We start from the raw sequence: 19151 nt of genomic DNA, 5'->3' as shown, positions 1-19151 counted from the left end.
CCGCCTCAATCAGAACAGTTCATCCAGCATCAGGTGAAACTGCAGCTTGCCCTGATCGATATCCGGCTCACCGTAAGCGACCATGAACCTGTCCTGCAATTCCCCCGCGAACTCTCCCAGGCAGTTCCACAGGATCGCAAGGTCCTGGTAGCGGTCGGCAATACCGGCCCGGCCCGTGTCTATGCAGCCGGTGACCACGCCCCCGGTGATGAACAGATTGTCGAGCGAGAAGTCCCCGTGCGTGACGACCGGACTGGGCGCGAGAGGTAGCAGCTGCTGCATTGCCTGCCAGACTTGTTCCGCGCTCCAGCCTTCTCTCGCCGCGTCGAATTCATCCGCTTCGACCAGTCCTTCATTGATCCGGTTCCGCGCCAGGCCAAGCCGCAAGGCATGATCGCTGTTGAACGGGCATTCGCTGACGGGGATCGCGTGGAACCGTCGCAGAAAGGCGGCCAGCGCATCGACGATCGCCATCCGTTCCGCCGGCCGTGCCTGGAGCGCCTGAAAGGCCGTCTCGCCCGGCAAGGCTGCGGTGACCAGCCACGCTTCGCTTGGGGTGCTGGCAAAGTGCAGCACCGGCGGTACCGGCACGTAGCCGGCCAGCCAGCGGAGCCTGACCATTTCGTCGGTGATGGCATCGGCAACTGAGCCAAGGCCGTGCTTGAGATAGAGTTCAGGCGCGCCCGGCTTGCCATGGAGCCGGTAAACCGCGCCGCCGGATTCACCGACCAGGTCGCGCGCCCATGCATAGCCCTCCAGCGCTTGCGCCAGTCCGGCCGGCAGGGCGGGCGCCGCACAAAGTTTCTCACGATCGGATGTCACCGTATCCAGCGCCTCGTCAATGCGATGTCCATGGCACGGAGAATAGCGCTCGATTGCCTGGCAACAACAGCGCGTGATGCGGAACAGCTGCCTTGGCGCAGCGCCGGCCGGCCGCAGCCTGGCCTGTGCTCGGACGATTCCGGTTGTGCAAGGCAAGAGAATTTCCTGGCGCGAATCGGGACGACGGCAGCGTGCCTGGCCCAACCATCGCCCCCGCAAACGGTGCACTGCACCATCGCGCCGGGCCCAAAATGCGCAAACCGGCGTATTTTCAACGCAAATCCATCAATAAGCATATGCAATATGGTATAGACGAAGCATTCGATCCGTATTACCATCTGATCAGTTAGTATTACTGACACAGGTACCCAAGTATTACGAGGGCAGGCAGATGGAAGGCATTCGGGTCGGCAAGCGGTTGATTGGCACCCAGGCACCGGTCACGGTGGGCTGGGAAAACATCCCGCGCGTGGAAGGCGGCCCGGTCAAGCGGCTGTTTTTCTCGTGGTTTCAACCCACTGTGCTCTTCGCGCTGATCCTGTTCTGGTATTATGCGCCAAATTCCATCGCCAAGGCATCGACCGCGATCGGCATCGGCATCGGTTTCCGCGTGTTTCTTCTGGGCCTGGAATTCTTCTTTCCGCGCCATGAAAGCTGGCAACTGACGTGGAAGGAGGTAACCACCGATCTGTTCTATGTCGGCCTGGGCTACACCGTTCTGCGCCTTGTCGATGGCTTTATCGGTTCCGATGTGATGGTTGGGGCCATCCAGGATTCCTTTCACTGGAAAAGCTTTGATTGGTTCACCGGCCTGCCGATACTGCTTCAGGCCTTCATAATCTCGTTCATCTTTGATTTCGGGCAGTATTGGATGCATCGCGGCATGCACAACTGGTATCCGCTGTGGCTGCCGCACTCGGTGCACCATTACATTACCCAGCTCAACATCAACAAGGGCGCCGTGGGCAATCCGATCGAACTGTTCCTGATCGGCCTGGGCATCGGCGGGTTCTTCGATTTCGTGCCCCGCGCATTCCTGCTGGCCGGCGCGATCGGCCTGGCCGTGGGCAGCTATCAGCATATCAACGTGCGGTTCAATTCGCCGCGCTGGTGGCGCTTCTTGTTCCACACCACCGAACATCACAGCCTGCACCATTCGCAAGACTTTGAAGCGACGCGCAGCAACTATACCAACACCTATATCTTCATTGACCGTATGTTTGGCACCTGCATCGATGGTGAAGCCGAACTGCTGGGCATGGAAGGCGGCCGCCGCATGGGCCTGCGCGAGCAGATGACCTTTCCCTTCACCGAGGGCTGGCGCGCCATCAAGGGCAAGTTCGCCCGGCAAGGGCAGGACGAAGCCACCGCGGTGCCGGCAGAATGAGCAACGCCATCGCCCTGCCCTCGGCACGCCATGGATCGGCCATGAACCTGCGCTTCATCGATTGGATCTGGCATATTCGCGGCAGCGTTGACCTGCCGCCCGGACAAACCAGCGAGGAAGCCTTTGCCAGGCTCGAGCCGCTGCTGCGCCAGCCGGGCACCAGCCAGCAGCGTGGCGGCGAAGCCTTGCGCTTCACCAAGATCGATCCAGCCTCGCAAGACAAGCTGGCGGTGTTCGAAAACGGCCTGTTGCAAGTGGAACAGGACAGCGCCGGCCCGGTGCTCCGCTATCATTTGGTCAGCCGTGCTCTGTTGCTGTGCTTCCTGGCACCGCTGCTGTTCCTGGCCTTTGCGCAGCTGACGATCGCGGTGGGTCAATGGCAAAAGCCGGCAGCCGAAGCGGCGGCAAAAGCCAAGGCGGACAAGAAAAAGGACGCCAAGAAGGACGACGTCCGGCCGATGAATCCCATCGACAAGGCGCTTGGCGCGCCCGCCCCCGAAAAGGACGGCAAGAAGCCCGATCGCAAGGGCGACAAGTATTCGCCCACTTCGGCCTATGTCTTTGCCAGCCTGTTTGCGCTGCTCTATGTGATCGGGCGCATCCTGGAGGCCCGGCTCGTCAAGGCCCGTCTGTGCAAGAGCTTGCTCGGCGCCGAATAGGCGCGCCGCAAACGTCTCGCCTTGGCAAGGTGCACCGGCATGCCTAATCCAGCGCTTTGAGCCGTGGGAGGATGGGCGTGCCAATGTTGCTTGCAATGGCCGGGGCGCTTGCCGCGACGGCGCTGATGAATGCCGACACCGTAATCACCCCCGACGATTATCCCCAGGGCATGGTGGACGCCGGGCAGAGCGCGATCGTCGATATCGAAGTGCTGGTATCGCCGACTGGCCAACCGGAAACCTGCCACGTGATCGGCGTTGTCCGCGCTCGCGGTTTCGTCGAACAGAGCCCAGCCGAGAAACGGACCTGCTCCCTGTTTCTCAAACGGGGGAAATTTACGCCCGCCCGCGATGCCGATGGCAACGCCGCCTATGGCACGTATCGCAACTGGGTTCGTTGGGCGACCGGCGACGGCCTCGATGCCGGGATGCCGGCCCAGGTCGATCTTGAGATACAAGTGGCCGCACTCCCTGCCGGGGTGCCCAGCAGATCGAGAGTGGCGGTCGACCTGGCTGTGTCGGCCGACGGCAAGCCGGGCCCCTGTGCCGCCGCCGTTCTCACCGCGCCAAAGCCAACAGAGATCCTGTCGCCACCTCTTGCGCGCGCTGCCTGCGCCACGCTGGCAGGCAGCGCCACACTTGGCACGATTGTCAACTTTGCCGGCCAACCAGTGCCGACAGTTAGGCGCATGACGGCCCGCTTTGTGGTCGAGCAAGCGCCGGACAAGACTTCTTGATCACCACATGCCGCCGCATGGCTGCGCCCCTTACCGCCCCAGCGCCGCGATCCCTGCGCGCAGGGCGCGGCGGACAGCGTGGAGGGAGAGGCACCAGCCGGCAAGGCCGAGCGGGACAACCAGGCCCAGCGTTTGCCCCGGGAGCAAGTGCCAGTGCAGCGCCAGCAGGCGACCGCCCCAGGCCAGGCCCAGCGTCGCCAGCGTGGGCCACAGGACGAGCAGCGCCAGATCACCCAGCGCCCCGCCATGAACCCGGCGCGCGCGCCAGGCTGCCACGGCAAGGGCCGCGGCCCAGCCCAGCGCGACCAGGGTGGTGGCAAAGGCGGCCGCAATCGGACCTTGGCTGGCAAGCGCCAAGGTAAGCACCGCCGTGGCGATGGCGGCAGCGGATTGAATCCACAGCACGCGGTTCTGCCGGTCTTCGATCACCAGCACGGACGAAGCGACAGCAATCGGCAGCGCCGCCATACGCGCCACGCAGAACACCGCGATGATCGGCCCCGCACCGGCCCAGGCAGGCCCGAGCATGACGGGGGCAATCTCGTCAGACACCACGGCCAATCCGGCCAGGGCCGGCCAGCACAGCGCGCCGAACAGGCCCGACAGGCGCAGCCAGGCGCCATCGCCGGCGCCGCCCCGCGCTCGCTCTGCGGCAAGGCCGGTGGTGACGAGCAGGCCGGCGGGCTGCACGAACATGTCGGCCAGGGCCGAAACCACGCGGTTGCCGGCGCGATAGAGCCCCGATGCCGCCGGTGAGAACACCGCGCCGAGCAGCAGGTCGCCGCTGTAATTGGCGAGGAACCCAACCATGACGGAGCCATAGCGGCTCCACGACCAGGCCAGCACCTTGTGCGTCTCGCGCACAGATGGGCGCGGCAGCGGCGGCAGCACCAGCACGGCGCGATAGGCGACGATGAAGATCACCAGCCGCGCATAGACTTGCGCCACAAGCGCCCACAGCCCCCAGCCCAGCACCAGCAGGAGAGCAGCCCCCAGGCCGGCCGCGATTTCGGTCACGACAGTGATGGCATAGTAGCGGCGCACCAATTGTCCGCGCAGCAGCATCGCCTCTTCCCAGCCGGCGAGGGCGGCGAGAAGATTGGACGGCGCCAGGCAGAACAGCAGCAGCGCCACGCCAGGCCCACGAAACACGAAAGGTGCGGCAAGCCCGGCGCCGCACAGCAGCACGACCCAGCCCAGCGCCACGGCCAGGTTGGCAGCGAGCCCGGCGCTGGCCACCGCCGGCCCATCGGCCTGCGGCGCCTTGAGCACATATTCGAAGGGCCCGGTGTAAAGCATCGTGCGCGACAGGGTGAGCAGCGCGGCCGCAATCGCGAAGACCCCGAAATCGGCCGGCGCCAGCGTGCGCGTGGCAACGAGGGTGACACCCAGCAGCGCCAACTGGCTGCTGGCCCGCGCGGCCATGGCGATCACGGCGGTAAAGCTGCCGCCGCGCCACCAGCCACCTATCCGCCCCAGCAACGCGCGTGCGGGCGCTGGCAGTGTCGAACCGCCCAAGGCCCCGCTCACGCGGCGCATTCCATCAAAAGGTTGAGCAGGTTTCGCCCTGCCCCCACCCAGGTATAGCGGCCGGCCCGCGCCAGGCCGGCGGCCACCATGGTTGCCCGCGTGGCAGAGTCTTCCAGCGCACCGATCTGTTCAAGCCAGGCGGTGGGATCATCCGGATCGGCCATGAGCGCGGCCGCCCCGCACACTTCGGGTACGGCACCACAGGGGGCGGCGATAACCGGGCATCGGCAAAGCATCGCTTCGACCGGGGGCAGTCCGAACCCTTCGGTGCGCGAGGGGAACAGCAGCGCCTGCGCGCCTTCATACAGTGCGCGCAGCACGGCATCGTCGCACCCGCCGGCAAAGACCGCATCGGCCGGCGGCACCAGCCCGGCATTTTCCAGCGCGGCGCGGCCTGGCCCCACGATCACCAGGCGGCGCGGCGGCCAGCCCAGTCCCGCCGCATGCGCCTGCGCGGCGAGCGCCAGGGCATCGAACACCACCTTGTTATTCTTGTAGGCCTTCACGCTGCCGAACATCAGCAGGTATTCGCCCGTGATCAGCCCCAGGCGCGCCAGGGCGCCGGCATCGGCGGCCATCTCCAGAATATGATCGGCACCGTTATGAAGGATTTCCACGCGTCCACCGCCGATCACGCCATATCCGGCAAGATCATGGCGCGAATAGTCCGACACGGTGAGCACCAGCTTGCTCGACCGCGCCATCAGCGGGGCCAGCAGGCGATAGCCCATGCGCTGGCGCCAGGGATAGGAGCAGTCCGGCCGGCAGAACTGGGCATCGTGCAGCATCGTCACCTTGGGGCGATGGAACACCGGCGCCAGGTTGGCGAGGTTGACGAGCAGGCTGCCCCGCGCCAGCGCCGGAAGCCGCCGCTGTTCCCAACTCTGGCTGGGGCCCTGGCCATCTTCCTCCACCCGGATCACACGATAGGGTTCGGCCGCCGGGCAGCCGGCCGGCACGATCACCCGGACATCGGGCCGTGCCGCCATGGGCATATCGGCCAGCAGGCTGTCTACCTCGCGGATCAGGCGATCCGACACGCGCCAGACCCCGTTGTGCTTGCCCGCGCGGAATTTGCCGTTGAAGGCGATCGTGCGCACGAGGTCACATGCTTTCGATCTTGCGCGGATCGATCCGCCCGCGCAGCAGATCGACAAAGGCCAAGCCGTTGCCGCGCAGTCGGCCCAGCCGGTCCACATGCGGTTCGGGGAACAGCGCGCGCAGCAGGTTGGCCGCCACGTTGCGCCACAACAGCTTGCGCGCGAGGGCGCCAGGCATCGTGCCTTTGCGGCGCAGATAGACGATGTTGGCCACTTGCGAGTAGCCCAGCCGCCGGCCCGAGGTGCGCCCGCCCTTCACTCCCAGATGCACCCCGGAAACCAGGCCGGTGGAGACGAGCCGCCCGCGCCGCGACAGGCGCATGGTAAAATCGATGTCCTCCTGCCAACCATAGAGCGGCAGCGCCTCGTCAAAGCGCAACGCGCCGACATGGCCCATGCGCAAGGCCATGTTGCAGCCATAGAGCGCCTCGCGCGGGATGATCGCGGGATCGAGCAGCAGAGTTTGCGCGGCGATCATCGCCTGCGCCTGGGCAATGCCATAGCCGCCGTGGCGCACGCCATCGCCCACCAGATTGCCGGTGATGCCCGCAACATCCGGGTGCGCCAGGAAAATCCGCTCAACCGCGGCGAGATAATCGGGCGAAGGGACGAAATCGTCGTCGAAGAACACGACCACATCGGCCCGCCCCTCCAGCAATTCGAGCGCACGGTTGCGCTGCCGGCACAGGCCGCGCTCTGCCAGCGCCAGATCGGGCTGCATCACACTGTCCCCGATGCCGGCAATGTCTGCGTCGGTCGCGCCGACAACCAGCACGCCATCGGGGCGGCGGGATTGCCCGGCAAGCAGGTCGATCGTCTCGCGCGCCAGGTTGGCGCGACCGACGGTGGCGATGGCAACATGGATTCGCAGCATGCTCTGCGTGGTCCCCCTTGGTGGATTTCCCCTATTGGTAGGGCGACATGCCGTGCGGTCCCACGCAGGTTGGCTCCGTTACCGAGACACTATGCCCTGCGGATTCGCCCCTATCCCACGCGACCCATCGGCCGCCGCCCCGCAATCCAGCGAAAAAATTGCATTTTTGCAGCGCAAAAAATGCCCATCAGGGATAGCCCGCCCCCCGACGGCCACAGTGCCAATTTGGCGCCTTCGCATGAGCAACATCTTGGGCTCGCGCGTTACGGCGCGCGCACACACGGCCGGACGCAAAAAAGCATCGTCCTGACGCAGAGAGCCTTTTGCCTCGACTCGCCGCGATCAGGCGGCATCAGCCTGACTTTATTTCAACTTTATGGCATTGTCGGCGGCTGTACCACGCCCCCCGGCACCCTGCCCGATGGCTGCGCTGTCATACCACCATCAAGGTTGCAGTGCAGCACTAGCCATGTGCAATGCAACAAGAACCAGTCACACAGCAAGAATGGCGGAATCGTGCGATGCAATAGTCCACCTGTTGCATCGCAATCGTGCGCAAAAACGGTGGTATTCACGGGTTTACAACTATCCTGCGCTATGAAAAGCGTGTGTCAGACGGTCGAGCGGAAGACGGCAAAGCCCTTATTCCCCAGCCGGACAAGCAGGAGCACAGCGGGAACAAGCTAGCCCTGTGACGCGTTGGAAATGGTGAAGCGGCCACTGCCGCCAAGGCCAAAAACACTGGTTACAAGGGTTGCAGGATGTCCACTCAGTCTTTCCGTGAAGATGGTTTCGTCTCGTTCCACGATGCCCCCGCTGGCGAAGGCACTGCCGCCGCCAAGGGACTTCTGATCGGCCTGGCGTTGAGCCAGGTGTTCTGGATCGGACTGGCGCTCCTCATCTTTTAAAACATAACGAATGCCGGGTTTTCGGCTCGGTCCATTTACCTGCGCGAGACGGGAGAAGCGTGGCGACCGCGCTTCTCCCGTTGGCGTTTCAAGGTCCGTTCGCTGGCAAAAGCAGCGCTTGCCGTCCAGTTCAGTAAGCCCCGCGTGCAAGAATGACACTGGGCACGGTCAACAGCAGGATGCGGAAGTAGAGCCGCAAGGAACGCGCGCGGCGATAAAGCAGATCGCAGGCAACCCGCCGACGATACGTGGTATCGTGGCGCCGCGCCACCTGCCAAAGCCCGGTAACGCCGGGGCGCACCGCGCAATAAGCAGCGAAATGGCGTCCATACCGAGCGACTTCGGCGTCGACGATCGGACGTGGCCCCACCAGGCTCATGTCGCCACGCAGAACGTTGATCAACTGGGGCAGTTCATCCAGGCTGCTTTTGCGCAGCAGCCGGCCCACCGCCGTGATGCGCGGGTCCTTTTGCAACTTGTGCGTTGCTTCCCACTCCGCACGGGCGGCGGCATCGGTGGCCAGCACATGGCGCAGGCGGGCGTCGGCATCCACGCACATCGAGCGGAACTTGAGGCAGGCAAAGTGGCGCCCGCCAGCCCCGACGCGGCGGTGGCGAAACAGGATCGGTCCGCCGTCAGAGAGCCGCACCAAAGTGGCGATGGCCAGCATCAATGGCAAAAAGACCAGCAGCGCGCAGAACGCCACGGTCACGTCGATAGCGCGAATCCAGGCCTCGGCGCTGTCTGCGCCGGGCATGGTGCGCGGGTGCCGCCAGCGGGTGCCGGTGGCCCGCAGCGCTGCCACCGGCGGGGCAGAGGCCGATGCACCGATCGCCGGTGCGGCAAGGTCTGGCGCAGCAGCCATGACCGGCCCATTCCACCCGCCAGCCGCCAGATTGCGAGCGACATCATTGCGCGCCGCGAGATTGTGCTGATGATTCACCGTTGCTGGTCCCCACATCGGGCGGTGCCGTGATCGCGGCACCCGTTGTGAGGCGATGATAGGAACAGCCCGTTGACCCCGTCAGCGAGCGATACAGCCGAGATGGTTCGTTAGCTGACGCCCAAACGGCGAATCAGCTAACCCAGGCGCAGCGCGCCCCAGATGATCAAACCCCATGCCAGCGCCGACGATCCGCCGATGATGGCAACGCGCAGCCACAGCGGATAAAGCGCCTCGACATGGGCAGGCGCGGCTGTGGCGAGCGGCAACAGTTCTTGCTGCAGCGCATGAACTGGCGAAAAAACAGGATCTTCCGTGCCAGACGCGAGTCTTGGCGCTGGGGCGGCATCCGGGCGTGGCGCATCGACAGGATAGGATGGCTTGGGTTGGGCAACGGGCATCGGGCAATACCTCCACCTGGGTTTTACGCCCGCCCGCTTACCGCGTTCTACGGCCAGCCATCGGGGCCTATACGTATTGCCCTCAGGAACATTGCTTATCCGATCTGGCGATTTGCCGCCCGCGGATATTCTCGAATGTGGATGCAAGTGCACCTGCCACGGGGGATGGGCGCGTTCAGGCGCGATGCGCCTCGGCCAGCGGCTCGCCCAGCACGGGATAGCCGTAGCCGTCGGGAATGGTCAGCCAGGGAACGCCATCGCGCAGCACCGTGCCCGGGATGATCGGCGCGATCGGAAACGCGGCGGCATGGGCCCGTGCGGCGGCGAAATCGGCGCATTGCGCCAGCCGTTCCAGGTTGCGGCGGGTGGGAAAGATCAGATGCAACGCACCACGTTCGGCCGCGTCCAGCGCCTCGTAGGCGGAAGACCAGAACAAGTGGCGATTTTCCGTGTTGTCCACTGCCAGATCCACGGCCCCGCTGCCAAGGTCCGCCAGATAGAACCGCGTGTCGAACACCCTCCCCGGCTTTCCACGCGGCCACCAGCGGGCCCAAGGGACCAAGGCGCCCAGATCCGGCCGCCACCCGAAATGATCGAGCACCGGGCCCATCTGCCCGGTTTCCGCGAGCATCGCCCGCGCCGCGACCGCGGCCGTGGCATCGCGCGGCGCGGCATCCGGCCGCGCCGAGGCCATGCCCACCAGCAGACCGGTTTCCTCCAACGTTTCACGCAGGGCAGCCAAGCGAGCGGCAGCATCATCCTCGTCAAGGCCCTGAACCCAGGCAGGACGCGCGGCGGCCAGCGCCTTGTCAGCCTGATCGACCTTGCCGCCAGGAAAGACCGTAGCCCCGCCGGCAAAGCGCAATTGTGCCGATCGCTCTACCAGCAGGATCTGCGAAGCCTGGCCGGGCACCCCCTTGCGAAACACGATCAGCGTGGCCGCAGGCTCGGCCCGTTCGCCCGGCAGGGCAGCAGGTGGGGAAAGCGGATCGGCCATCGCGGCACCATGCTTTGCCAGGCGCCCCTTGCCAAGAGGGGGGAGATGTCGGCCAATTTTACAATTTGCGTAACCCGGCAACCCTGCCCGAGGCGTTCTTGCCCGAAGAATTCGGCGATTTGTAAAACTGGCACGGTCCGTGCTTAGTCTTGGATACCCCGAAGACTTCTTCTTCGTGAGGCGGAGCCGGCAACCCCCAAGTCTCCCCGGCTCCGCCTCCCCCGGGGTTCAACACATTCAGCAGACACAAAAAAACGCGGCCTCCCCGTGGGAAACCGCGTTTTGGGACGGGCCCTGTCCGCCCGGCAATCGCTTGCCAGGGCGGCAGCCGTGTCAGGCCGGCTTGACTTCGGCCTCTTCCATCAACTGGGCGAGTTCGCCGGCTTCGTACATCTCGGTCATGATGTCAGAACCGCCGACGAATTCGCCCTTCACATAGAGCTGCGGAATGGTCGGCCAATCGGAATAGGACTTGATGCCCTGGCGGATGTCCATGTCCTGCAAGACATCGACGCTGGCATATTCGACGCCCAGGCGTTCGAGGATCGCCACGGCCCGGCTGGAAAACCCGCACTGCGGAAACAGCGGCGTGCCCTTCATGAACAGGACAACATCGTTGCCCTTGACGATTTCGTCGATGCGCTGCTCGGTAGACATGGTGGGATCGGTTCCTTTCGCGCCTTATTTGGGGGCGGCGGTGGTCAGTTGCAAGGCATGAAGCACGCCGCCCATGCGACCGCCCAGCGCGGCATAGACCGCCTTGTGCTGCGCCACGCGGCTCATCCCGGCAAAGCTGGCGGAAACGACGTGAGCGGCAAAGTGATCGCCGTCCCCGGCAAGGTCGGTGATCGTCACCTGCGCATCGGGCAGCGCGGCGCGGATCATCGTCTCGATTTCGGCAGCGGCCATTGCCATCAGACTTCGCCCATCAACTGGCGGCGCGCGTCGATCGACTTGGCATCCATCGCGGCGCGGATTTCAGCCTCGGTGCTATCCACCCCGGCGGCGATCAGATCACCCAGCAACTTGCGTACGACGTCTTCGTCGCCGGTTTCCTCGAAATCGGCCTGGACCACCGCCTTGGCATAGGCTTCCGCTTCGGCCTGGGTCAGCTTCATGCGCTCGGCCGCCCACTGGCCCAGCAAGCGATTGCGGCGGGCATGGATGCGGAACAGCATTTCCTCGTCGTGGGCGAACTTGGCTTCGAACGCGCGCTCGCGATCATCGAACATGGTCATAGTGGTCGATCCCGTTGGTGGTCCCGCCATTGCGGATAGTGAGCCACTGCCCGGCCTGCAAGGAGAACATAGGGTGGAATCTAGGGGGCGGGTGGCGGCGCATCAAGCCCGGTATAGGCCGCCAGGAAGGCCAGGACATCGGCGCCACCAGCGATCACCTTGTCCACGCTCTTGCCCCCGCCATGGCCCGCGCCCTGTTCCACGCGCAAGAGATGGGGGCGCGTGCCGATGTCAGCCGCCTGCAACGCGGCAACGTACTTGAAGCTGTGCGCGGGCACGACGCGATCGTCGGTATCGGCGGTGGTCACCAGGATGGCGGGATAGCGCGCACCGTCGCGGATGTTGTGATAGGGCGAATAGGCGCGCAGCACCTGCCAATCGGCCGCACGTGCCGGATCGCCGTAATCGTCCACCCAGAACCGGCCGGCGGTGAACCGATCGAAGCGCAGCATGTCCATCACGCCCACATCGGGGTTGGCGGCGGCAAACAGGTCGGGTCGCTGGTTGACCACGGCGCCCACCAGCAAGCCGCCATTGGAACTGCCCTGGATGGCAAGCCCGCCCTTGGGCGTCACGCCCTGGGCAATGAGATATTCGCCAGCGGCAATGAAATCGTCGAAGCTGTTCTGCTTGGCCGCAAGGCGGCCGCCATCGTGCCAGGCCTGGCCGAATTCGCCCCCGCCGCGAATGTTGGCAAGGGCAAAGGCGCCGCCCGCGGCCAGCCAGGCCATGCGCACTGGCGACCATCCGGGGGTAAGCGCCACGTCGAAACCGCCATAGCCATAGAGCAGCGTGGGCAAGGCCTGCCCGGCCTGGGCCGCGCGGCGGCTGCGCACGAGATAGAGCGGCACCATCGTGCCGTCCTTGGAGCGATAGCGGCGTTGTTCCACCACATAGTCTGCCGGGTCGAACGAAAGGCGCGGCTGGGCAAAAGGCGTGGCCGCGCCGGTCTTGAGATCGAGGCGAAAGATCGTGGGCGGCAGGTTGAAACTGGAGAATTGATAGAACGTCTCGCTGTCACCCGGCTTGCCGGCAAAGCCCGAGGCCACGCCGATGCCGTTGAGCGTGATCGCGCGCGCCGGCTTGCCCTTGAGATCGGTAACGACCGCAGTGGTCGCGCCATCATGCTGGTAGGACAGGATCAGCCGATCGCCCACCACATTGCCGCCCGCCAGCGTCTGGCGACGTTCCGGGACCACCACGCGCCACCGCGCCGCCGCGCCACCCAGATCGAGTTCCGCGACCATGCCATTGGCCGCGCCCGAGGTGGTGATGAACCACAGGCGATCGCCCAGCCCTTCGACCATTTTCCATTCGTGATCGAAATTGTCCACCAACGGCAGGACCTGCCATTGCCCGTTGCGCCAGGCACCGCCGCGCAGATCCACCAGATGGACCATGCGCCGCGCATCGGTGCTTGCCTCGGTGGTGATCACCGCCCAGCGCCCATCCGAGGTGACGAAAGCCTTGTGGCCCCATTCGGGATGATCGGGCGTGGCAAAGACCAGTTCGTCGGCCGATTGGGGCGTGCCCACGCGGTGGAACCACACCGCCTTGCCCGAAAGCACCGCGCGATAGGCCTGGCCCTGCGCCGGAGCGGGATAGCGCGAATAGAGGAAGCCTTCGTCCCCCAGCCACCCGATCAGCGTGTCGTTTGCCCATTCCAGGGCATCGTCGAGCACCTGCCCGCTGCGGGCATCGACAACGCCCAGCGTGCGCCAATCGCTGCCATCGCGCTGGCGACCAAAAGCCAGGAACCGCCCGCTGCGCGATGGCACCCACAGGTCCAGCGCCTGGCTGCCATCGGCTGACCACGCATTGGGATCGAGCAAGAGGCGCGGCGTGCCGCTTTGCCCTTCCTGTACATAAAGCGCCGATTGGTTCTGCAAGCCGGTGTTGCGCAGATAGAAATAGCTGCGCCCCGCCTTGCGCGGCAGCGACACGCGCGGATAATCGAACAGGTTGCGGATGCGCGCGGCAAAGGCATCGCGACCGGGCAGGCTCTTGAGAAATTGTGCCGTCAGGCTGTTTTCGCGCGCCACCCAGTCGGCCACGTCAGGACTGGCGCGCAAGTCGGCTTCCAGCCAGCGCCAGGGATCGGCCACGGCCTGGCCGAACGGCTTTTCCACCACACCATCGCGCCGCGCAAAGGGATAGGCCGTGCGTGGCAGAACAAGGCCGGTGACCGGTGCCACCGTGGGTGCCCCGGCAATGCCCGTACTGGAAAGCGCGCCCCCGCCGCCGTGTGTCACATCAACTGCAACATCGACGGCCGCATCGGGCGCAGGCGCAGGAACGGGTGCGGCGGCGGCATGTCCGTCATCCGCCCCCCAGCCCGCCATCGACGCCGCCAGCGTTCCCGCCAGCAGCGCCGCGCGCCATCCTGTCCCAAACCTTGTCATTGTTCGCAATGCTCTAGCACCGGCGCGGGGCCGGCGCCAGAGCGGCCCTTCACGGGCGCGGCGTTAATCCCGTGAAATGCGCGAGGAACGCCTGGACGTCGGCGGTTTCCTCGATCTGCTTGTCGATCGGCTTGCCCGACCCATGCCCGGCGCGGGTTTCGATGCGGATCAGGTGTGGCTTGGGCCCGATGGCCGCCGCTTGCAACGCGGCGGCATACTTGAAGCTGTGCCCGGGCACCACGCGATCGTCCGTATCGGCCGTGGTGATCAGGATCGCGGGATAGTCCACGCCGGCGCGGATGTTGTGGTAAGGAGAATAAGCGCGCAGCACGCGCCAATCGGCTTCCTTTTCAGGATAGCCATAGTCATCCACCCAATAGCGGCCGGCGGTGAACTGGTCGAACCGCAGCATGTCCATCACGCCCACCGCCGGGCTGGCGGCGGCGAACAGATCGGGCCGCTGGTTGGTCACGGCACCGACCAGCAGGCCGCCGTTAGAGCCACCTTCGATGGCCAGGCCGTGGCGCGGGGTCACGCCCTTGGCGATCAGGTATTCGCCAGCGGCGATGAAATCATCGAACACGTTCTGCTTCTTGTCGCGCCGCCCGGCATCGTGCCACGCATCGCCGTATTCGCCGCCACCGCGCAAGTTGGCCAGTGCAAAGGCCCCGCCGCTGTCGATCCAGGTCATGAACGCGGCCGAAAACCACGGCGTGAGCGCAATGTTGAAGCCGCCATAGCCATAGAGCAGCGTGGGCAGCGGCCCGGTGGCATCCTTGCGGCGCACGATGAACATCGGCACCCTTGTGCCATCCTTGCTGGGATAGAACACCTGCTCGACGCGGAAATCGGCCGGGTTGAACGTCAGGTGCACCGGCTCCCACGGGCTGGTCTGCGCCGTCGCCGGGTCTAGCCGCAGCACGGTACCCGGCTGGGTGAAGCTGCTGAACGAAAGGAACGCCACCTTGTCGCCAGGGCGGCCGCTCAGCCCCGCCGCACTGCCGATTCCCGGCAGAGTGACGGCACCGGCCGGCTTGCCATCCAGATCGAACGCCAGCACCTGGCTCTTGGCATCGTGGATGTAGCTGGCAAAGATGCGGTCGCCGGCAATGCCCACCGATTCAAGGTTATCCTTGCTTTCGGGCACGATCGTTTCGAAACGCGGCGCGCCGCCGGCCAGATCGACACGCACGATCTTCTTCAACGGCGCGCCATCACCCGAAACGAACCACAGCTTGTCGCCCACGCCGTCGACGAAATCCCATTGCGCCTTGAGATCGGGCACCAGGCCGATGACCGGGCCGATCTTGCCATCCGTGACGCGCGCCACATGGACGGTGTTGACCGGATCGGTCCCTTCGCTGCTGGTGATCACCACCCAGCGCCCGTCGCTCGAAACGCTGGCGCCGTGGCCGCGCTTAGGCAGGTCGGGCGTGGCAAACACCGGCTGGTCGGCGCTTTGCGGCGTGCCCAGGCGATGGAGCCACACGGTCTGGTTGTAGTTGAGCGCCTGGAACGCCTGGCCTTCCTTGGGTTCGGCAAAGCGGGAATAGAGCAGCGCATCGTTGCCCAGCCAGGCCAGTCCCGAGAATTTCACCCACTTGAGTTCGTCAGCCAGCGGCTTGCCATCGGCAACACCGACGAACTTGACCGTGCGCCAGTCCGAACCGCCATCCTGCACCGAATAGGCCAGCAAGCGGCCATCGTCGGAAGGCGCCCAGGCATCGAGCGCGGTGGCGCCATCCTTGGCCCAATGATTGGGATCGAGCAGCACGCGGCCTTTGGTGCCCACGGCAGCGTCGGCGGGGCGCACCAGCAATTGCGACTGGTTCATCAGTCCGCTGTTCCAGGTGTAGAACACCGTCCCGCCGCGCTGCACCGGCAAGCCGAACCGCTCATAGTCGATCAGCGCCTTCATCCGCTTTTCCAGCGCGGCACGCTCTGGCAGTTGCTTGAGATAGGCGGCGGTATAGGCGCTTTGCGCCTGAACCCAGGCGGCCACCTTGGCATCGGTGCGCACGTCTGTCTCAAGCCAGCGCCAGGGGTCCGACACCTTCTCTCCGAAGTGGCTTTCCACCAGCGGCACTTGCGGGCTGGCAGGATAGGGCGGCAGTGGCGGCATGGCCTGGTCCTTGGCAAAAGCGGGCAAAGTGGCGGCAAGGGCGAGCGGCACGGCAAGCGCAAGCCGGGCAACGGGGGCCAGCCACAGGGGGTTCTTCATCGCGGCATCCTGACAGACGGGGTGGTTACGCAGGAAACTAGCGCCGGATCGATGCCACGCAACACGGCGTTTGCAAAAGTCAGGAATATTGTTCGAGCATCGGTGGGCGATGCAGGCACTGATCAAAGCGGAACGGCCGCACCGTGAGCGGCGGCACCACTGCGGCCGCTGGGTGGCCGGCATTCATCAGCACCACGTCGGCCTCGGGCAGGACGGCCGAGCGCACGGCGACAAGCAGCGATCGCCCGCTGCGTGCCCAGGCATCGACCCATGCGGTCGTCTCCGCACGATCCAGCCCGTCGGGCACCCGTTCCGGCACGGCATCGCTCTGCGTCCAGCCCAGTTCGAACGGCTCTTCGCAAGCGTCGGGTGGCCCGACAAGGTAGCGCATCTGCACCAGCACGGCGAGGCCGGCCTCGCTCGCGAAGTGCACGATCGGCTGGCCTGGCGAACAATAGCGCCCGCCAAACCGCCGCGCCCCTGCCCCGTCCAGCGCTCGCTGACCCGCTTTTGCCAATCGCCACAAGATCATGCGTCTTGCTACCGCGCACGTGCACGGCCGGCAACGGCATGGCCAACGAAAAACGGGCGGCAGCCTTGCGGCCCCGCCCGTTATCCGGTTCGTCCGATCTTGGGGCTTTCACCCCAATACAATCAGGCGTTTTCGAGTTCGTCTTCGTCGGCGGTCAGCACCGGACCCGAATCGAGGCCCTTGGCCGAGGTGTCGCGGTCCACCAGTTCGATCACGGCGATCGGCGCGGCGTCCGAAGCGCGGTAGCCGGCCTTGATGATGCGGGTGTAGCCACCTTCACGGTCGGCATAGCGAGCAGCCAGAACTTCGAACAGCTTCTGTTCCTGCGCATCGTCGAGCAGACGAGCGTGGGCCAGACGGCGGTTCGAAAGGCCACCGTGCTTGGCCAGCGTGATCAGCTTTTCGACGTAGGGACGCAGTTCCTTCGCCTTGGGCAAAGTGGTGGTGATCTGCTCGTGCTTGATCAGCGCGGCGGCCAGGTTGCGCAGCAGCGCAATACGGTGCGACGAGGTACGACCCAGCTTACGCTGGCCCAGCTTATGACGCATAACTCATTCTCCGTTCGTAGGGGGGCCGTGCGAGGTACCCCGATCCAGGCCGGCTTGAGGGGCGGCCCGTGCCCTGTTGCCACTGCCAAAGCAGAGGCGAATTTATTGCAAGGTTGCAGCGTTGTGCTGCGGCCAGGCCGACACGAGAGTTAATCCCGTGTCGTCAGACGGCCCTGCGGGCCGCTGGCCGGGCAGGCCGCTGATCCTTGTCCAGGCTACCGTTTTGCGATGCAAAACGTCGCCTGCCCAAGGGCGGCCGCTTTTGGGCTATCAGCCCAAAAGCTCCTGCTCAAGCTTCTTGGCCATTTCCTCGATGTTTTCCGGCGGCCAGCCAGGGATGTCCATGCCGAGGCGCAGGCCCATCGACGAGAGCACTTCCTTGATCTCGTTGAGCGACTTGCGGCCGAAGTTCGGCGTGCGGAGCATCTCGGCCTCGGTCTTCTGGACCAGGTCGCCGATGTAGATGATGTTGTCGTTTTTGAGGCAGTTGGCCGAACGCACCGACAGTTCCAGTTCGTCCACCTTCTTGAGAAGGTAGCGGTTGAGCTGGTTGGCGTCGCTTTCTTCCGGCGCATGGGCGGCAACACCGGCCAGCGACGGCACGTGGCCGGTGGGAACCTGGTCGTCGAAGTGGACGAACAGGGCCAGCTGGTCCTGAAGAATGCGCGCAGCATAGGCCACGGCGTCTTCCGGCGTCACCGTGCCATCGGTTTCCACCGAAAGGCTCAGCTTGTCGTAGTCCAGCTCTTGGCCGATACGCGCGTTGTCCACCTTGTAGGAGACCTGGCGCACGGGCGAATAGAGCGAGTCGACCGGGATGAGACCGATGGGGGCATCGACCGGACGGTTCGACACGGCGGGGACATAGCCCTTGCCGGTGTCGCAGGTGAGTTCCATGTTGAAGGTCGCGCCTTCATCCAGGTGGCAGATCACCAGGTCCTTGTTCATCACCTCGATGTCACCGGTCACGGCGATGTCGCCGGCCTTGACTTCGCCAGGCCCGATCGCGGAAAGCTGAAGACGCTTGGGGCCTTCGCCCTGCATCTTGAGCGCGATCTGCTTGACGTTGAGCACGATGTCGGTGACGTCTTCGCGCACGCCGGCGAGCGACGAGAATTCATGCAGCACGTTCTCGATCTTGATCGACGTGACCGCAGCCCCCTGAAGCGAAGAGAGCAGCACCCGGCGCAGCGCGTTGCCGAGGGTAAGACCAAAGCCACGCTCAAGCGGTTCGGCAACGAAAGTCGCGCGACGCTTCGGATCGTGGCCGGGCTTGATTTCGAGATTGTTGGGCTTCTTCAGTTCCTGCCAGTTCTTGATGTTGACAGTCATGGAATTCCCCTAGGGTTTTTCGAGAGCGCCGGCAGTCGGCCAGAAGGGCGCCGCAACCGGTCAAGATATTGGGCGGGTGTGGCGCGCGTGGTACCTCGCGCGCCACTCGCCAAAAGGCAGGTCAGACGCGACGGCGCTTGGAAGGACGCACGCCGTTGTGCGGGATCGGGGTCACGTCACGGATCGCCGTGATGGTGAAACCAACCGCCTGCAGCGCGCGCAGCGCGCTTTCGCGGCCCGAGCCGGGGCCCTTGACTTCGACTTCCAGGGTACGGACGCCGTGTTCGGCGGCCTTCTTGCCGGCGTCGTCCGCAGCCACCTGGGCGGCGTACGGGGTGGACTTGCGGCTGCCCTTGAAGCCCATCATGCCGGCAGACGACCACGAGATGGCGTTGCCCTGGGCATCGGTGATGGTGATCATGGTGTTGTTGAAGCTGGCGTTCACGTGCGCAACACCGCTGGTGATGTTCTTGCGCTCGCGGCGCTTAATGCGCTGGGGTTCGCGTGCCATGTGTTGAAT

General features: G+C 65.1%; 20 protein-coding genes. 4 read left to right on the top strand and 16 right to left on the bottom strand.

Features of this window, described 5'->3' with window-relative positions; genetic code table 11:
* Positions 1-9: 9 nt before the first annotated feature.
* Complete coding sequence (locus FHW94_RS16795) at positions 10-822, bottom strand: APH(3')-I family aminoglycoside O-phosphotransferase (RefSeq protein ID WP_168556951.1); 813 nt, start codon at positions 820-822, stop codon at positions 10-12.
* Between the two features lie 391 nt (positions 823-1213).
* Between FHW94_RS16795 and FHW94_RS16790 the strand changes: the two genes are divergently transcribed.
* From FHW94_RS16790 to FHW94_RS16780, 3 genes are all read left to right on the top strand, one after another.
* Positions 1214-2209 carry a sterol desaturase family protein gene (locus FHW94_RS16790; RefSeq protein ID WP_168556950.1) on the top strand — a complete coding sequence of 332 codons (996 nt, stop codon included), beginning with the start codon at positions 1214-1216 and terminating at the stop codon, positions 2207-2209.
* Positions 2206-2868 (top strand): hypothetical protein, encoded by a 663-nt coding sequence (locus FHW94_RS16785; protein WP_349237538.1) that lies wholly within the window; start codon positions 2206-2208, stop codon positions 2866-2868. Before FHW94_RS16790 ends, FHW94_RS16785 begins: the two co-directional genes overlap by 4 nt.
* Before the next feature lie 95 nt (positions 2869-2963).
* Positions 2964-3605 carry a hypothetical protein gene (locus tag FHW94_RS16780; RefSeq protein ID WP_168556949.1) on the top strand — a complete coding sequence of 214 codons (642 nt, stop codon included), beginning with the start codon at positions 2964-2966 and terminating at the stop codon, positions 3603-3605.
* Between the two features lie 30 nt (positions 3606-3635).
* On the opposite strand, the gene FHW94_RS16775 is transcribed toward FHW94_RS16780, so the two are convergent.
* The 3 genes from FHW94_RS16775 to FHW94_RS16765 are packed head-to-tail and all read right to left on the bottom strand — an operon-like array spanning position 3636 to position 7109.
* Positions 3636-5135: an oligosaccharide flippase family protein gene (locus FHW94_RS16775; RefSeq protein WP_168556948.1), complete on the bottom strand. Its 1500-nt coding sequence runs from the start codon at positions 5133-5135 to the stop codon at positions 3636-3638.
* Positions 5132-6235, bottom strand: a complete 1104-nt coding sequence (locus FHW94_RS23740; protein WP_168556947.1) for a glycosyltransferase family 1 protein — start codon at positions 6233-6235, stop codon at positions 5132-5134. The genes FHW94_RS16775 and FHW94_RS23740 overlap by 4 nt, the downstream gene beginning before the upstream one ends.
* A 4-nt stretch (positions 6236-6239) precedes the next feature.
* Entirely contained in the window at positions 6240-7109 is an 870-nt protein-coding gene (locus FHW94_RS16765) for a glycosyltransferase (RefSeq protein WP_168556946.1), read from the bottom strand.
* A gap of 761 nt (positions 7110-7870) precedes the next feature.
* Between FHW94_RS16765 and FHW94_RS16760 the strand changes: the two genes are divergently transcribed.
* The gene (locus FHW94_RS16760; protein ID WP_157088941.1) at positions 7871-8017 is read left to right on the top strand and encodes a hypothetical protein; all 147 of its coding nucleotides are present in this window, start codon (positions 7871-7873) and stop codon (positions 8015-8017) included.
* Between the two features lie 130 nt (positions 8018-8147).
* On the opposite strand, the gene FHW94_RS16755 is transcribed toward FHW94_RS16760, so the two are convergent.
* The 12 genes from FHW94_RS16755 to rpsK all read right to left on the bottom strand — a co-directional run bounded on the left by FHW94_RS16755 (position 8148) and on the right by rpsK (position 19142).
* Positions 8148-8882 carry a sugar transferase gene (locus FHW94_RS16755; RefSeq protein ID WP_349237537.1) on the bottom strand — a complete coding sequence of 245 codons (735 nt, stop codon included), beginning with the start codon at positions 8880-8882 and terminating at the stop codon, positions 8148-8150.
* Between the two features lie 215 nt (positions 8883-9097).
* Complete coding sequence (locus FHW94_RS23605) at positions 9098-9229, bottom strand: hypothetical protein (RefSeq protein ID WP_282599595.1); 132 nt, start codon at positions 9227-9229, stop codon at positions 9098-9100.
* Positions 9230-9536: 307 nt separating this feature from the next.
* Positions 9537-10358 (bottom strand): NUDIX domain-containing protein, encoded by an 822-nt coding sequence (locus FHW94_RS16750; RefSeq protein WP_210425705.1) that lies wholly within the window; start codon positions 10356-10358, stop codon positions 9537-9539.
* Positions 10359-10691: 333 nt separating this feature from the next.
* Positions 10692-11015: a Grx4 family monothiol glutaredoxin gene (gene grxD / locus FHW94_RS16745; protein WP_168556945.1), complete on the bottom strand. Its 324-nt coding sequence runs from the start codon at positions 11013-11015 to the stop codon at positions 10692-10694.
* A 24-nt stretch (positions 11016-11039) separates the two neighbouring features.
* Positions 11040-11273 carry a BolA family transcriptional regulator gene (locus FHW94_RS16740; protein ID WP_168556944.1) on the bottom strand — a complete coding sequence of 78 codons (234 nt, stop codon included), beginning with the start codon at positions 11271-11273 and terminating at the stop codon, positions 11040-11042.
* Positions 11273-11596 carry a DUF1476 domain-containing protein gene (locus FHW94_RS16735; RefSeq protein WP_168556943.1) on the bottom strand — a complete coding sequence of 108 codons (324 nt, stop codon included), beginning with the start codon at positions 11594-11596 and terminating at the stop codon, positions 11273-11275. The genes FHW94_RS16740 and FHW94_RS16735 overlap by 1 nt, the downstream gene beginning before the upstream one ends.
* Positions 11597-11676: 80 nt before the next feature.
* The gene (locus tag FHW94_RS16730) at positions 11677-13998 is read right to left on the bottom strand and encodes a prolyl oligopeptidase family serine peptidase (protein WP_246866186.1); all 2322 of its coding nucleotides are present in this window, start codon (positions 13996-13998) and stop codon (positions 11677-11679) included.
* A gap of 49 nt (positions 13999-14047) precedes the next feature.
* On the bottom strand, positions 14048-16219 hold the full coding sequence (locus FHW94_RS16725; RefSeq protein ID WP_168556942.1) for a prolyl oligopeptidase family serine peptidase: 2172 nt from the start codon (positions 16217-16219) through the stop codon (positions 14048-14050).
* A 79-nt stretch (positions 16220-16298) separates the two neighbouring features.
* Positions 16299-16751: an RES family NAD+ phosphorylase gene (locus FHW94_RS16720; RefSeq protein ID WP_169477318.1), complete on the bottom strand. Its 453-nt coding sequence runs from the start codon at positions 16749-16751 to the stop codon at positions 16299-16301.
* Positions 16752-16873: 122 nt separating this feature from the next.
* Positions 16874-17299, bottom strand: coding sequence for a 50S ribosomal protein L17 (gene rplQ / locus FHW94_RS16715; RefSeq protein WP_168556940.1), 426 nt, complete (start codon positions 17297-17299; stop codon positions 16874-16876).
* A gap of 270 nt (positions 17300-17569) precedes the next feature.
* Positions 17570-18631 (bottom strand): DNA-directed RNA polymerase subunit alpha, encoded by a 1062-nt coding sequence (locus FHW94_RS16710; protein ID WP_168556939.1) that lies wholly within the window; start codon positions 18629-18631, stop codon positions 17570-17572.
* A gap of 121 nt (positions 18632-18752) precedes the next feature.
* Positions 18753-19142, bottom strand: coding sequence for a 30S ribosomal protein S11 (gene rpsK / locus FHW94_RS16705; protein WP_008065643.1), 390 nt, complete (start codon positions 19140-19142; stop codon positions 18753-18755).
* Between the last annotated feature and the right edge of the window lie 9 nt (positions 19143-19151).

Origin of the sequence: Novosphingobium sp. SG720, assembly GCF_012275365.1 — a bacterium.
In the GTDB taxonomy this organism is placed as follows: domain Bacteria; phylum Pseudomonadota; class Alphaproteobacteria; order Sphingomonadales; family Sphingomonadaceae; genus Novosphingobium; species Novosphingobium rhizosphaerae.
The sequence above is the reverse complement of the archived record's forward strand: the minus strand, read 5'-3'. Positions and strand labels throughout refer to the sequence as shown.

Excerpts from the sequence above, each read along its gene's own strand:
- FHW94_RS16790 (WP_168556950.1), top strand. The coding sequence starts at position 1,214 with ATGGAAGGCATTCGGGTCGGCAAGCGGTTGATTGGCACCCAGGCACCG.
- FHW94_RS16785 (WP_349237538.1), top strand. The coding sequence starts at position 2,206 with ATGAGCAACGCCATCGCCCTGCCCTCGGCACGCCATGGATCGGCCATG.
- FHW94_RS16780 (WP_168556949.1), top strand. The coding sequence starts at position 2,964 with ATGGCCGGGGCGCTTGCCGCGACGGCGCTGATGAATGCCGACACCGTA.
- FHW94_RS16765 (WP_168556946.1), bottom strand. The coding sequence starts at position 7,109 with ATGCTGCGAATCCATGTTGCCATCGCCACCGTCGGTCGCGCCAACCTG.
- FHW94_RS16760 (WP_157088941.1), top strand. The coding sequence starts at position 7,871 with ATGTCCACTCAGTCTTTCCGTGAAGATGGTTTCGTCTCGTTCCACGAT.
- FHW94_RS16755 (WP_349237537.1), bottom strand. The coding sequence starts at position 8,882 with ATGGCTGCTGCGCCAGACCTTGCCGCACCGGCGATCGGTGCATCGGCC.
- FHW94_RS16750 (WP_210425705.1), bottom strand. The coding sequence starts at position 10,358 with ATGGCCGATCCGCTTTCCCCACCTGCTGCCCTGCCGGGCGAACGGGCC.
- grxD (WP_168556945.1), bottom strand. The coding sequence starts at position 11,015 with ATGTCTACCGAGCAGCGCATCGACGAAATCGTCAAGGGCAACGATGTT.
- FHW94_RS16740 (WP_168556944.1), bottom strand. The coding sequence starts at position 11,273 with ATGGCAATGGCCGCTGCCGAAATCGAGACGATGATCCGCGCCGCGCTG.
- FHW94_RS16735 (WP_168556943.1), bottom strand. The coding sequence starts at position 11,596 with ATGACCATGTTCGATGATCGCGAGCGCGCGTTCGAAGCCAAGTTCGCC.
- FHW94_RS16730 (WP_246866186.1), bottom strand. The coding sequence starts at position 13,998 with ATGACAAGGTTTGGGACAGGATGGCGCGCGGCGCTGCTGGCGGGAACG.
- FHW94_RS16725 (WP_168556942.1), bottom strand. The coding sequence starts at position 16,219 with ATGAAGAACCCCCTGTGGCTGGCCCCCGTTGCCCGGCTTGCGCTTGCC.
- FHW94_RS16720 (WP_169477318.1), bottom strand. The coding sequence starts at position 16,751 with ATGATCTTGTGGCGATTGGCAAAAGCGGGTCAGCGAGCGCTGGACGGG.
- rplQ (WP_168556940.1), bottom strand. The coding sequence starts at position 17,299 with ATGCGTCATAAGCTGGGCCAGCGTAAGCTGGGTCGTACCTCGTCGCAC.
- FHW94_RS16710 (WP_168556939.1), bottom strand. The coding sequence starts at position 18,631 with ATGACTGTCAACATCAAGAACTGGCAGGAACTGAAGAAGCCCAACAAT.
- rpsK (WP_008065643.1), bottom strand. The coding sequence starts at position 19,142 with ATGGCACGCGAACCCCAGCGCATTAAGCGCCGCGAGCGCAAGAACATC.